Source organism: Paraburkholderia sp. SIMBA_054 (assembly GCF_046534875.1).
GTDB classification, from domain to species: domain Bacteria; phylum Pseudomonadota; class Gammaproteobacteria; order Burkholderiales; family Burkholderiaceae; genus Paraburkholderia; species Paraburkholderia hospita.
Map to the genome: position 1 here is coordinate 22,317 of NZ_JAWRXV010000073.1, position 13,374 is coordinate 35,690.

Annotated in this window: 10 protein-coding genes and 1 pseudogene; 4 read left to right on the plus strand and 7 right to left on the minus strand. The window is 64.6% G+C overall.

All coding sequences use genetic code 11. The features are described 5' to 3' along the window. Positions 1-48 precede the first annotated feature (48 nt). From SB822_RS47165 to purT, 5 genes are all read right to left on the minus strand, one after another. Complete coding sequence (locus SB822_RS47165; protein WP_007731199.1) at positions 49-1,485, minus strand: aldehyde dehydrogenase family protein; 1,437 nt, start codon at positions 1,483-1,485, stop codon at positions 49-51. A 78-nt stretch (positions 1,486-1,563) separates the two neighbouring features. After that, positions 1,564-3,216, minus strand: coding sequence for an acetolactate synthase large subunit (locus SB822_RS47170; protein ID WP_410857928.1), 1,653 nt, complete (start codon positions 3,214-3,216; stop codon positions 1,564-1,566). Positions 3,217-3,458: 242 nt separating this feature from the next. After that, a complete protein-coding gene (locus SB822_RS47175) occupies positions 3,459-3,830 on the minus strand; it encodes an MliC family protein (protein WP_039900733.1) in 372 nt (123 codons plus the stop codon). A gap of 84 nt (positions 3,831-3,914) precedes the next feature. Beyond that, entirely contained in the window at positions 3,915-4,079 is a 165-nt protein-coding gene (locus SB822_RS47180; protein ID WP_318225822.1) for a DUF6726 family protein, read from the minus strand. Positions 4,080-4,187: 108 nt separating this feature from the next. After that, a complete protein-coding gene (gene purT, locus SB822_RS47185; protein WP_410857929.1) occupies positions 4,188-5,402 on the minus strand; it encodes a formate-dependent phosphoribosylglycinamide formyltransferase in 1,215 nt (404 codons plus the stop codon). Positions 5,403-5,755: 353 nt separating this feature from the next. Here purT and SB822_RS47190 point away from each other — a divergent pair, with 353 nt between their 5' ends. Then, on the plus strand, positions 5,756-6,364 hold the full coding sequence (locus SB822_RS47190; protein ID WP_079499128.1) for an META domain-containing protein: 609 nt from the start codon (positions 5,756-5,758) through the stop codon (positions 6,362-6,364). 135 nt (positions 6,365-6,499) lie between these two features. Continuing rightward, positions 6,500-10,543 carry a DNA translocase FtsK gene (locus SB822_RS47195; protein ID WP_410857930.1) on the plus strand — a complete coding sequence of 1,348 codons (4,044 nt, stop codon included), beginning with the start codon at positions 6,500-6,502 and terminating at the stop codon, positions 10,541-10,543. A 90-nt stretch (positions 10,544-10,633) separates the two neighbouring features. Here SB822_RS47195 and SB822_RS47200 read toward each other — a convergent pair whose 3' ends face one another. Further along, entirely contained in the window at positions 10,634-11,791 is a 1,158-nt protein-coding gene (locus SB822_RS47200; protein ID WP_410857936.1) for a lactonase family protein, read from the minus strand. Between the two features lie 376 nt (positions 11,792-12,167). On the opposite strand from SB822_RS47200, the gene SB822_RS47205 reads away from it, so the two are divergent. Continuing rightward, complete coding sequence (locus SB822_RS47205; RefSeq protein WP_007583393.1) at positions 12,168-12,323, plus strand: DUF3096 domain-containing protein; 156 nt, start codon at positions 12,168-12,170, stop codon at positions 12,321-12,323. Between the two features lie 207 nt (positions 12,324-12,530). Here SB822_RS47205 and SB822_RS47210 read toward each other — a convergent pair whose 3' ends face one another. Then, on the minus strand, positions 12,531-12,776 hold the full coding sequence (locus SB822_RS47210; RefSeq protein WP_007583392.1) for a hypothetical protein: 246 nt from the start codon (positions 12,774-12,776) through the stop codon (positions 12,531-12,533). A gap of 243 nt (positions 12,777-13,019) precedes the next feature. On the opposite strand from SB822_RS47210, the pseudogene SB822_RS47215 reads away from it, so the two are divergent. After that, positions 13,020-13,208 (plus strand): annotated as a pseudogene (locus tag SB822_RS47215) (trehalase-like domain-containing protein); the annotation flags it as partial. Between the last annotated feature and the right edge of the window lie 166 nt (positions 13,209-13,374).

Genomic DNA, 13,374 nt, shown 5'->3' on the forward strand with positions numbered 1-13,374 from the left:
GCGCCGACATACGCCTGACGCCGGCCTGCCCCGCGTGCGTCGACCCGTTCACCACGTTTCGCGCATTACCATCAACCGCAGCTCCGTCATGTCCTCGATCGCGTAGCGGATGCCCTCGCGCCCAAGCCCCGAGTCCTTCACGCCACCATACGGCATATTGTCGACGCGGAACGACGGCACATCGTTGATGACCACGCCGCCCACTTCGAGTTCATCCCAAGCCTGATGTGCGTGCGCGAGCGAATCCGTGAAGATGCCCGCCTGCAGGCCGAAGTCGCTGTCATTGACGGTTGCGAGCGCACTTTTGAAGTCGTCGAACTTTTCGAGGATCGCCACCGGCCCGAACGCCTCCTTCCGATACAGGTCGGTGTCGCGCCCGACGTTTTCCAGCAGCGTCGCCTCGAACATCGCGCCGTCCACCTTGCCGCCCGCGACGATCTGCGCGCCCGCCTTCACCGCGCTTTCCATCCAGCCCGCGAGCCGCCGCGACTCCGACTCCGAGATCATAGGCCCGACGAAGGTCTTTTCGTCCTTCGGATCGCCCATCTTCAGCGACTTCGTCTTCGCGATCAGTTTCTCGCGCAGCGCGTCGTATAGCGACGCATGCGCGAGAATCCGCTGCACACCGATACAGCTTTGTCCCGATTGATAGAACGCGCCAAACGCGAGCCGGTCGACCACGTAATCGAGCTTGTCGAGTTGGTCGCCATCGACGATCGCGGCCGCGTTGCCACCCAGTTCCAGAATAACCTTCTTCTTGCCAGCCTTCGCTTTCAGGTCCCAGCCAACTGCGGGCGAACCCGTAAACGACAGCAGCTTGAAGCGTTCATCGGTGGTGAAGAGATCGGCTCCGTCGCGATGTGCGGGCAGAACCGAGAACGCGCCTTTCGGCAGATCGGTTTCCGCGAGCACCTCGCCGATGATCAGCGCGCCGATGGGCGTGCGGCTAGCGGGCTTCAGCACGAACGGCACGCCCGCCGCCAGCGCAGGCGCGACCTTGTGCGCGGCCAGATTCAATGGAAAGTTGAATGGCGAGATGAACGAACACGGCCCAATGGGCACCCGCTTTACGTACGCGTGGTAGCCCTTTGCGCGCGGCGAAATTTCCAGATTGACGATGTCGCCGTCGATGCGTACTGACTCTTCGGCCGCAACCTTGAACGTATCGATCAGCCGCGTGACCTCGCCACGCGAATCGTTGATCGGCTTGCCCGCTTCGATGCACAGCGCCATTGCCATCTCGTCGAAGCGCTCGCGAAAGCGCTTCACGCAATGTTCGAGCACGGCCTGACGCTTGAACGGCGGGAACGCGCGCATCGCCGGCATCGATGCGGCGGCGAGGCCGATCGCTTTATCGATTGCCTTCGCGTCGGCCATCGCAACGCGGGTCGCCACTTCGCCGCTGAACTTGTCGGTGACTTCGAGATCGGTATTCGCGGCTACCGCAACGTTAGCGAGGTAGTACGGGTAACTCTTCTGCAACATGACTCGTTCTCCTTGATCGCAATCGGCTGACGCAGCAAACACCGCGCCGCGCGCCGGACAAGAAAGACAGCGCAACGCTCAAAGCTGCGCCGAAAGCCGCTTGATCTCTCGATTCAGCACGCGCTCGTTGTCGGAGTAATCGATCGGCACGTCGATCACATGCACGCCCGGCGTCGCGAAGCACTCGCGCACGAGCGGCGCGAGTTCCGCCGCCGACGCCACGCGATGCCCATGCGCGCCATAGCTCTTCGCGTAGTCGACAAAATCGGGGTTCTGGAGCGTCATCCCGTAGTCGGGGAAGTTCATGTTCTCCTGCTTCCAGCGGATCATGCCGAACGCGTCGTCGCGCACGATCATCACGACGAGGTCGAGCTTCATCCGCACGGCCGTCTCCAGTTCCTGCGAGTTCATCATGAAGCCGCCGTCCCCGCACACGGCCATCACGTTGCGCTCGGGGTGCACGATCTTGGTCGCGATCGCCGACGGCAGCCCCGCGCCCATCGACGCGAGCGCGTTGTCTAGCAGCAGCGAGTTCGGATCATGCGCGCGGTAATAGCGCGCGAACCAGATCTTGTACATGCCGTTGTCGAGACAGATGATGCCGTCGACGGGCATCGTCTCGTACACGTCGTGGACGACGCGCACCGGATACATCGGGAAGCGGTCGTCGTGCTGGCCCTTCGCCAGATGCGCTTCGAAATGCTCCTTGATCTCCTTGAAGCGCGCGAAATCCCAATGCTCGCCTTTGCCTTGCAGCGCTTCTTTCATCTGCCAGACAGCGTTGGCGATATCGCCGACCACTTCGATCTGCGGGAAGTACACGGTGTCCACTTCCGCGCCGAGAAAGTTGACGTGAATTACGGTTTTCTCGCCCGCGTCGGCGCCGCGCATGAAGAACGGCGGCTTTTCGATCACGTCGTGACCGACGTTGATGATGCAGTCGGCGTGATCGATCGCGCGATGCACGAAGTCGCCGTCCGACAGCGTCGCGTTGCCGAGCCACAGCGGATGCGATTCGTCGATCACGCCCTTGCCCATCTGCGTGGTGAAGAACGGAATGCCGATCTGGTCGACGAATTCGCGCAGCATCTTGCGCGTGGTCTTGCGGTTACCGCCCGCGCCGATCATCAGCAACGGATGCTTCGCCTCGACGATCGCCTTCACCGCGTGCGCAACGGCCTTCTCCTCGGCGACGGGACGGCGGCTGTAGCTCTTCGGAATCGGCTTGCCGTCGCCCTCTTCATGCGCGACGTCTTCGGGCAGTTCAAGATGGGTCGCGCCGGGCCGCTCTTCCTCGGCCTGACGGAACGCCTCGCGCACCGACGCAGGAATATTGGCCACCGACACGATCTGCCGCGTGTACTTGGTGAGCGGCTCCATCATCCGCACCACGTCGACGATCTGGAAATGGCCCTGCTTGCTCGACTTGATCGGCTTCTGGCCCGTGACCATCAGCATCGGCATGGCGCCGAGCTGCGCATACGCGGCCGCCGTCACGAAGTTGGTCGCGCCGGGGCCGAGGGTCGCGAGACACACGCCCGTGCGTCCCGTCAGACGCCCGTAGGTCGCGGCCATGAAGCCCGCTGCCTGTTCATGGCGGGTCAGCACGAGCTTGATTCTGGAGCGGCGCAGCGATTCGAGGAGATCGAGATTTTCTTCGCCGGGAATGCCGAACACGTACTCGACGCCTTCAGCCTCCAGCGATTTGACGAACAGATCCGATGCTTTCATGGGAAGTCTCGCTTGACGAACGAACGCAGACCGGGCCGCTACAACGCAGGCAGCGGCAGACGGACAAGGATGATCGAAGACGATGACAGCCGCGCCGATGCATCGAAACGGGGCGCGGCCTGTGCGTGGCACACAGCTTACTACCGGAGGCGAAAACGTGTCGTTTCACGCGCACGCGGCCAGCCCGTTCCGCGCGTCACGCGGAAAGATGCGAGTAAGTGAATTTGCGCAACGGCAAAAAATCAGCGGACGATCGTCACGCAATCTGACAGCAACGGTGGCGCGTCCTCGCCGAGCATCGCGTCATAGAGCGTGGCCTGTGGGCCCTTGGTCCACCACGTGTAGCTGCCCGCCTGATACTTCGCGCCGGAGCCGGACAGCACGTTGACGAACAGCATCTGCCGGCCTTTCACCGGCAGCACCGCGAAGCTCTGACCGTTGGTTGCGTTCAGATAGGTGACCTGCAGGATGCGGCCCGTCGCGCAGGTGTACTTCTGCGTCACGCGATGCGAAGTGCGGATATCGGGCAACGGCAGCAACCCAGCGGCGCGGGCCACGCCCGACGCAGCGACGAACGCCAGCACGCCCACTGATGCAACCCACCGTCTGCTCATCGAATGCCTCGCTTCCTGACGTCCTTTCGTTATGACTGCGCGACCCTGCCGAAGTTTGCGGCTCATGGATCGCTCATGTATCGCTTACGGATCGATCACGTCGGCGCATGCATCGGTCGGCGCGGCGGCCACGTGGCCGACCACGGGAACGATCTTCAGCCCCGCCGACGCGATGCGGCATGGCGCAGCGGCCAGCCCGCAGCCGCTCAACGCGGTCATCAACCCGATCGCCGATGCGAGCAGCGCGATACGCCGCGCGACCGTGCGGCCTGACTGTCTAGCTTTCACGCACACCGCTCCTTGCCCGCTACATGTTCGATCCGCAACAGCCGCGACGGGGCGAACCGCTACGCATTGTTATCTGGTCGACACCGGCTTGACGGCCGCGGCAGCCTGCTTGGCGCGCTGCAACGCTTCGCCAATATCGCTGCCCGTCGCGAGTGCCACGCCCATGCGGCGCTTGACGAAGCTCTCCGGCTTGCCGAACAGGCGCAGATCCGCGCCCGGCACGGCAAGCGCCTGCGCGACGCCTTCGAACGCGATGCCCGTCTCGTCGAGCCCGCCGTAGATCACGGCCGACGCGCCCGGCTCGCGCAAGGTCGTATCGACGGGCAAGCCGAGAATGGCGCGCGCGTGCAACTCGAACTCGGAGAAACGCTGCGATGCGAGCGTCACGAGCCCGGTGTCATGCGGACGCGGGCTGACCTCCGAGAACCATACGTCATCGCCGCGCACGAAAAGTTCCACACCGAACAGGCCCCGGCCGCCGAGCGCCGTCGTCACCTTGTCGGCGATGTCTCGCGAGCGTTCGAGCGCGCGCGGGCTCATCGGCTGCGGCTGCCACGATTCGACGTAGTCGCCCGCGACCTGCACGTGGCCGATCGGCTCGCAGAAACAGGTCACCGTCTGCTGCGTGGCGGAATCGATCGCGCGCACGGTCAGCTGCGTGATCTCGTACTCGAAGTTGATGAAGCCTTCGACGATCACGCGCCCATGATTCACGCGGCCACCCGCCATCGCGTATTGCCATGCGGGTTCGACATCGGCGTCGCTGCGCAGCACCGACTGCCCCTTACCCGACGACGACATCACCGGCTTCACGACGCACGGATAGCCGACCTTCGCGATGCCCGCCTTCAGTTCGTCGATCGAATCGGCGAACGCGTACGGCGAGGTGGGCAGGCCGAGTTCCTCGGCGGCGAGACGGCGGATGCCTTCGCGGTTCATCGTCAGTTGCGTGGCGCGCGCGGTCGGGATCACTTCGGCGACGCCTCCCGTTTCGATGGCGGCGAGCGCATCGGTGGCGATGGCCTCGATTTCCGGCACGATCAGATGCGGGCGCTCTTTTTCGACCAGCGCGCGCAACGCCTTCGCGTCAGTCATGTCGATCACGTGCGAGCGGTGCGCGACCTGATGCCCCGGCGCGTTCGGATAACGGTCGACCGCGATCACTTCGACGCCGAGCCGTTGCAGCGCGATGATCACTTCCTTGCCCAGTTCGCCTGCGCCGAGCAGCATGACGCGCGTAGCCGAGGTCGAAAGCGGTGTGCCGATGCGTTGGCCGATCATCATGGAAGCTCCAGAGAATTTGTGACAAAAAGCGGGTGGAATGAATGACTGCGCCGATGTTAACATGCGCGGCCCCTGCGGCTGCGCCCGCCGCGTGCCGATAACCCGGGTTGGGAGTGCGTCGTGGGCGACGTTGCCGGCCGTGCTTTCAGGCGGCCGGGGCGGCGTCCAGCCATGCCGGCGAAACCCCGCGAACGGACTGCAACCGCGGCGTGAACGGCGTCGCCGCGGCAACCCTGCGTTTTGCCTATGCCGCTTATGCCGCCTATGCCGTTTATCACCCGCGTTTGCGCTCGCATGCGGCAAGCGTAGTGCGATACCCTTACGCCTTCGCCAGTTTAGAGAGGAACGACGATATGCAGCCCACGTCCGCCACGCCACGCGACGCACGCACGAGCGCCACCCCCGACGCATCGTCGAATGCACCTGACACGGCTGCGCGCGTGTCGCTGCGCCGGCGCGCGGGTTATGCGCTGGCCGTCGTGTCGATGGCCGCGTCACTGTCCATGCTCGTCGCCGCCTGCTCGATGCCGAAACATGCCGACACGGAAGCCCCGCCGCCCGATCCGTTCAACCCCGCTGCCACGCAACTGCTCGACAACACCGACTGGCAACTCAGCGGCTGGAAGCTCGCCTCGGGCAGCACGCGCGAGGTGCCGGGCGGCGCGAGCGGCGAACCCATCACGCTCGTGCTGTCGACGGAAACAGGCCTGCGCCGCGCCAGCGGCTTCTCCGGCTGCAACCGCTACACGGGCACGTACATGCTGAAGGACGGCAAGCTGAGCTTCGGGCCGCTCGCGGGCACGCGCATGGCGTGCGCGACGCCGGGCGGCAACATCGAAGGCGCGTATCTCGCCGCGCTTGCGCATGTCGAGCGCTCGGCCGTCGACATGCGCAAGCCGCAACAACTTCAATTGATCCTCGATAACGGCGACACGCTCGTGTTCGCGCGGCGCGGCCAATGACCGCGTGGCCGGCGAACTTCAACCGTATAGGGACGCCGCGCGCTGCGCGGCATTCACTCGCGGATATGGCCCGCTTTGCCCAGTTAAACTCGATGGATCGCGCGCTCGCGCATCCGTCATTCGTTGATGTCTAGCATGCAAACGGTAGTTTTCGGCTGGTTCGGCGCTTCCGCCGTCTGGTTTCTTCCCCTGTTGTGGCGTCTCGTGAAGTCCGCGCTGCCGGGCGGCGCGGGCCTGCGCGGTCCCGGCACGATCCGGCTGTGGCTCGGCTTTGTCTGCGTGCTCGTCGCGAGCTGCACGCTGGAGGCGTCGCTCGTCAATGTGCAGGGGCTCGACGGCTTCGGGCATGCGCTGTCGACGGGTCTCACGCATCTGATGGGTCGCGTCGCGACGCCGCTCGTGATGCTCGGCCTCTTCGCGGTGTCGCTGCCGTGGCTCATTGGTTTCAGGTGGCCGTCGTTCTTCGCCTGGGCCAACGAGGCGTTTGGTCTCGGGCTGTCACGCGGCGCGCGGGAAGACGAACCGCGCGGCCACGCCTCGCGTGCCGCCGAAACGGCGCCGTCCCATAGCAGCGCGCCTATCAATACGATGGCGCCGAAAACCAATGGACGTTATGCGCGGCCGACCGTGTGGCGGCCGCCTACTGCAACGCGCGCCGCAGGTACCGCGACTGCCGCCGTCGCGGCGGGCGAAGCGATGGGTATGTCGGGTGGTTCGACGGCGGGTGCCGGCGGTATCGTGCGCAACGCCGTCGGCAATGCAACGGGCGGCGCGCCGGGAAGTCCCGCCTCCGTCCACCGGCCGGGCGCACCCAAGCCATGGGCGCCCGCCGAGCCGGTCGCGCCCTCTGGCTGGCTCAACACCGACGCGCCGCGCCCGCATTCGCGCGAAACGGTGGCTCCGTTGATGGAAGCTGCACGCGTCGCGGCCACGCCGCCGACTGTCTTCGGCAGCACGGCTGCCTTGCAATCGTCGAAAGCGGCAGCGGCCAATGCCGGGGCGCGCGGCCCGTCGGTGAATCCGGCTGTGGCATCGGCGCGCTCGGCGGCCTTGCGCGGGGCGACGGTCACGCAGAGCCGTCAGACGGCATCGGTCGGCGCGGCAACACCCGCCGCGCAAACGCGGCGAGCCGTCGCGCCGTCCGCTTCGCCGGCCGTGCGCCGCGACACGCCGAATCTCAAAGTGCCCGCCTACACGCGCGCCAATCCGCCCGCTCAACCCGTCGCGCCCGCGTCGAGCGTGCAGGAAACCTTGCGCAGCATCGAGGAAAACGCGGCACGCTGGACGACGCTCGCGGGCGCAAGTCTCGCCCGGCGCACGGCGAGCGATCCGGCGAAGGTTGTCGACACGCGTAGCGTGCCCGCTCCCATCGATGGAGTGAATGCGCAGACGCCGTCCGCTACTGGCCCGGCGGTCGAGGCTTCTATAGGTTCCGCAAGCTCGGCGGCCGTTTCGGGCGCGGCGGCTGTCGCTGCCGTCGATCAGGCGGTGTCGGCGCTGGAAGCTGCCATTGCCACTCACACGACACCCGCTGCGGAAACAGTTGCGCCTTCGGAATCAGCGAACGGAGTCGAACGAAACGAAGAAGAGGCTCAAGCGGTTGTGGTCGCGCCGCCCGTGGTGTCTTCGGCTGATGTGCAATCGCGAGTCGTCGAGGCAGAGCCGCAAGCGCAAACCGTCGCGGCAGAGCAAACGGATTCGCCTCGCGTACAGCCCGAGATCGCGCATGCTCACCCGACCGCGATTGACAGCAACGTGACGGCAAGCGCGATTGTTGTCGAACCGGACGCACAGTCTGACGCCGCACCGGAGATTGAATCGGCTGTTGCAGCGGCTGTGTCCGAGCCAGTTGAAGCACAACCGCAAGCCGTTGCCGAACGGGTCGCGACAGGGACACAAGCAATCGCGCAGAACGTGGCGTCCGTTGCCCAGACTTCCGCGCCGTTCGAACCGGCGACGGCCATCGCATCGTCCGAGCAACCAACGGCGCCTTCGAGCGAGGTATCGCCCACCTCCGTCGAATCCGCGCCAGCCGATGCAATCGCAACGCCTGCACAACCGACTCCGACGCAGTTCGACGAGCACGAAACCGCGGCGACCCACCCGGAAGCGCCAGCGCAAATCGCCGTCGCGGAGCAGCGTGCGACTGTCGCAGATGCTGTCGAGTCGCCAGCCGAACCCGAAGCTTCGGTTGCACCGTCAGCGCACATCGCGAGCGAAACTGCGTCACCCGCAGCGGAAGAGCCCGTGCTCGCAGAACAGGTTGAAACAACCCCCACCCCGCTTGCGCCATGGGATGCGATCACGCAATCCGTGTCGCTCATGCGTGTGGCTTCGGCAACCGCTCCATCGATGCAAGCGCATCACGAGTCGGTATCGAACGCGTCTGCGTACGGCGACGCTGACACATCGACCGAACCTGTCGCCGTATCGACCGCCTTCGACGACACATCGAACGAGAACGCACCCGAAGCACCTTCGAACATCGTGCGCTTCCCGGGCCCGGCCCTTGTTGCGCAAGCGCCTGAACAGAACGCGGCCGACGAGTTCGAGCCAGACCTGGCGCAAGACGAGCCCGCCGCCGCGCCCGAAGCACAGCAAGACGCGCAGCAGGGGTCGCCTGCCGCTGCCCCGCCCCGCCCTGCCGTGCGCGGCCACACCGGTCCCGCTTTCGAGTTTTACGCGCCTGCGGCCTCGCACATCGAACTGCCGACGCTCGATCTGCTCGCACCCGCCTCGTCCGACGCCGAGCCCGTCAGCGAAGAAAAGCTCGCCGAAACGGGCGCGCTGATCGAACAGCGTTTGCAGGAATTCAAGGTGCCTGTGACCGTAGTCGGCGCATCGGCAGGCCCGGTCATCACGCGCTTCGAAGTCGAGCCGGCGCTCGGCGTGCGCGGTAGCCAGATCGTCGGGCTGATGAAGGATCTGTCGCGGGGTCTCGGTCTTACGTCGATCCGCGTCGTTGAAACGATTCCTGGCAAGACTTGCATGGGTCTCGAACTGCCGAATGCCAAGCGTCAAACGATCCGTCTTTCCGAAATTCTGGAAGCCAATGTCTATCAGAAGTCCACGTCGAATCTGACGCTAGCGATGGGCAAGGACATCACCGGCCACCCGGTCGTCACCGATCTCGCGAAAGCCCCGCACATGCTGGTCGCGGGTACGACGGGCTCGGGCAAGTCGGTGGCGATCAACGCGATGATCGTCTCGCTGCTGTACAAGGCGACGCCCGAAGACGTGCGAATGATCATGATCGATCCGAAGATGCTGGAGCTTTCCGTGTACGAAGGCATTCCGCATCTGCTCGCGCCCGTCGTGACGGACATGAAGCTCGCCGCAAACGCGCTCAACTGGTGTGTCGGCGAGATGGAGAAGCGCTACCGGCTGATGTCGGCCGTCGGGGTGCGCAATCTGCAAGGCTTCAACCAGAAGCTCCGCGACGCCGCCGCGAAAGAGAAGAAGATCGGCAATCCGTTCTCGCTCACGCCCGACGCGCCCGAGCCGCTGTCGCCGCTGCCGCTGATCGTCGTCGTGATCGACGAGTTGGCCGACCTGATGATGGTCGCGGGCAAGAAGATCGAAGAGCTGATCGCGCGTCTCGCGCAAAAGGCGCGCGCAGCGGGCATCCACCTGATTCTCGCGACGCAGCGCCCTTCCGTCGACGTGATCACGGGTCTCATCAAGGCGAACATCCCGACGCGCGTTGCGTTCCAGGTATCGTCGAAGATCGACTCGCGCACGATTCTCGACCAGATGGGCGCCGAGTCGCTGCTCGGCCAAGGCGACATGCTGTTCCTGCCGCCCGGCACCGGCTACCCGCAGCGCGTGCACGGCGCGTTCGTCGCCGACGAGGAAGTGCATCGGATCGTCGAGCATCTGAAGCAGTTCGGCGAACCGGAATACATCGAAGGGATTCTCGACGGCCCGGCGACGGATGGCGGCGGCACGCAGGACCTGTTCGGCGAAACGCCGGATGCGGAAGCCGATCCGCTTTACGACGAAGCCGTCGCGTTCGTCGTGCGCACGCGCCGCGCTTCGATCTCGGCGGTGCAGCGGCAGTTGCGCATCGGCTATAACCGCGCGGCGCGACTCGTCGAGCAGATGGAGACGGCGGGCCTCGTGTCGGCGATGGGCATCAATGGGAGCCGCGAAGTGCTCGCGCCGGGGCCGGCGGAGTAAGCCGCCTTCGGAATTGAACGAGCGCCGCTGCGAGAATAAAAGAAATAGTCGAACGCAGCGGCGACACCCGCCTCTTTCACACCGCAGTCATCACGACGGCGACACCCACTTGAAGTCGACGGGCGAGCCGATATCGATGCGCTTCGGGTTCGCTTCCAGCAGCCCGCTTTGCGGATCGCGACGGAACACGTACGTCGTATCGCTGTTCTGATTGCCGACGATCAGCCATTGCCCCGTCGGATCGATTGAGAATTCTCGCGGCGATTTCCCGAGACTCGACTGACGGCCGACTTCGCGGATATGGCCGTTGCCGGGATCCACCGCGTAGATGACGATTTCGTTCGCATCGCCGCGATTGCTCGCGTACAGAAAGCGTCCGTCCGGCGACAGATGGATCGCGGCTGCGCCCACCTGCCCCTTGAAGCCGGGTTTCGTCATCGGCACGACCTGCAGTTGCGTGAGCTTGCCGTCGTCGTAATGAAATGCCGTGACGGTCGCCGTCAGCTCGCTCGTCAGATACGCGTACTTGCCGTCGGCGCTGAACTCCAGATGGCGCGGGCCCGAGCCGGCCTTCACGTCGGTATAGCGTTTGTCCGTTGGACCGAGCAGGCCGCGGCTGCCGTCGGGCGTGTAGCGGTACGCATAGAGCTTGTCGGTGCCGAGATCCTGCGCGAACAGATACTTGCCGTCCGGCGAGAACACGGTCGAATGCACGTGCGCGTTGTCCTGGCGTCCCTTCACGGGACCGCCGCCTTCATGATGCACCGTCAGCACCGACGCGCCGACCTGGCCGTCCGCCGGCAACGGAAACACCGCGAAGCTACCGCCAGGGTTCGCGGCGACCGAGTAGTTGGCCGTCGTCAGATATTTGCCGTCCGGCGAGATGCTCAGATAGCACGGATCGTTGCCATCCGACGACACGCGGTTCAGGAACGTTAATTGCCCGCTTTTCGCATCGAAGCCGAACGCGCTGATGCCGCCGCGCTGCCCGGCCGGGCCGTTGTCGCCAGGCTGCTCGTTGACGGAATAGACATAGCGTCCGTCGCGCGACGCGATCACGTACGACGGATTGTCGGTCTTCGCGGACGACACCTGGGTCGCATCACCCGACTTGGTGTCGAAGCGATAGACATAAATGCCTTCGCTCTTCGGGCCGGTGTAAGTGCCGACGATCAGATCGTAGACGCCATCGGCGGGTGCGGCGGTCGTGCCTTGAGCGAAAGACTGCGTGGCGGCAATCGATACCATCAGTGTCAAACCTCTTATGATCGAACGGGCGGACAGGCGCGGATTCACGCGCAAACTGAAAGACTGTGGCACGGCACGCGCTACGACTCGTGTACGACGCTGCATGACGACCTCCTGGCGAGACGATTATTCGGTTCGTGTGTGTCGCTGGTCTGCCGCGCGGCTCGATCGGAGCGTGCCGTCGTCGTAACGGATACATGACGATTGCGGCCTGCGCGCTGCGCGCCCTCGTGGCCCAGCCGCCTCCGCTGATCGTCGATGTCGTATTTGGGGCAAGTATAAGAGCGTTGCCCGTGCTCGCACAGACAGATCCGCGAACGCAGGCTAACCGACAGGTTGTCTCTTACCGTCGTCAATTCGAACAAAAGGAGTCGCCATGAACATCCATCTCACGCTCGGCCCGCTCGTCGCGCTGATCGCCGGCATTCTCATTCTGATCGTGCCGCGCCTGCTCAACTTCATCGTCGCGCTTTATCTGATCATCATTGGGCTGATCGGGCTGTTCGGCGTCGGGGGCACGGCGCACTTTTGACGCGCCTGATGCGCGCGCACGAACGCGCCTATGCGATCCGCTGCGGGTCCGCATAGGTGTTAGACGCGCCGTATGGCGGCGCTTTCGGCACTTCGAACGAGCGTCACGAAACGACGCGCAGCACCGCGCGGGCCGCTTGTCGCGGTCCGCGAGCGCACTGCGCGTGTTTGTTGTGAAGTCTGGTCGTTCTAAATAACGCGCGTCGAGTCAGCCGTTCGACAGTTGATCGAGACGCCAGCGCCCCTGCAAGGACAGGCCGCCGACGGCATAATGACCGTCGGCTTCGCTATAGCGCTTGAAGCAGGCGCGTTCGATCAGAAACGCTGCAGCGGTTTCCATCCCGTTGCGCGAGATGCCGAGCGTGCGGAAGTCGAGTGGAAGAAGCGAGTCGTCAGGCAATTGACTCGCGGCGGAAAGAATCGTGATGCAGTCAGATTTCGACGGGTTCAGCATGGCTTATCCTCGAAAACGGCGCCGTGGCTGCATACTGCAACACCGGACACCGGTGGGCTGCGATTCGTCAGAACTCACGTTTAAATCCGATTGTAAGCATCAAAAAATTGGATTGGCAATATCCCTGAATGCTCGGGCGCATCTGCACCAGAATGCATCGCGCGAGTCCGGTAACTACGACGCTCGCGCACCGTTTCGCGCATGCGGGAACGTACTTATTACACGCCGACCGACGGCTTTACCATGTCTGCATCTATCGAAGACTATGCACTCATCGGCGACGGCCACACGGCCGCGCTGGTTTCGCGCGATGGTTCCGTCGACTGGCTGTGCTGGCCACGTTTCGACTCAGGCGCGTGCTTCGCCGCGCTGCTCGGCACCAAGGACAACGGCCGCTGGCTGATTGCACCCGCGGCGGACGATCAAGCCGACGACGCCGTCGATGCCGCCCCGAAGTCTGACGACCGATCGCGTTCGCAAGACGAAGCATGCAAGGACGAGCGCGCGAAACCCTGCGCCAGGCCAGTGCCGCGCCGGGCAGACAAGACCGCCACACCGCGCGCGGCGAGGCGAGATGACACGGCTGAGGCAGCGCAAA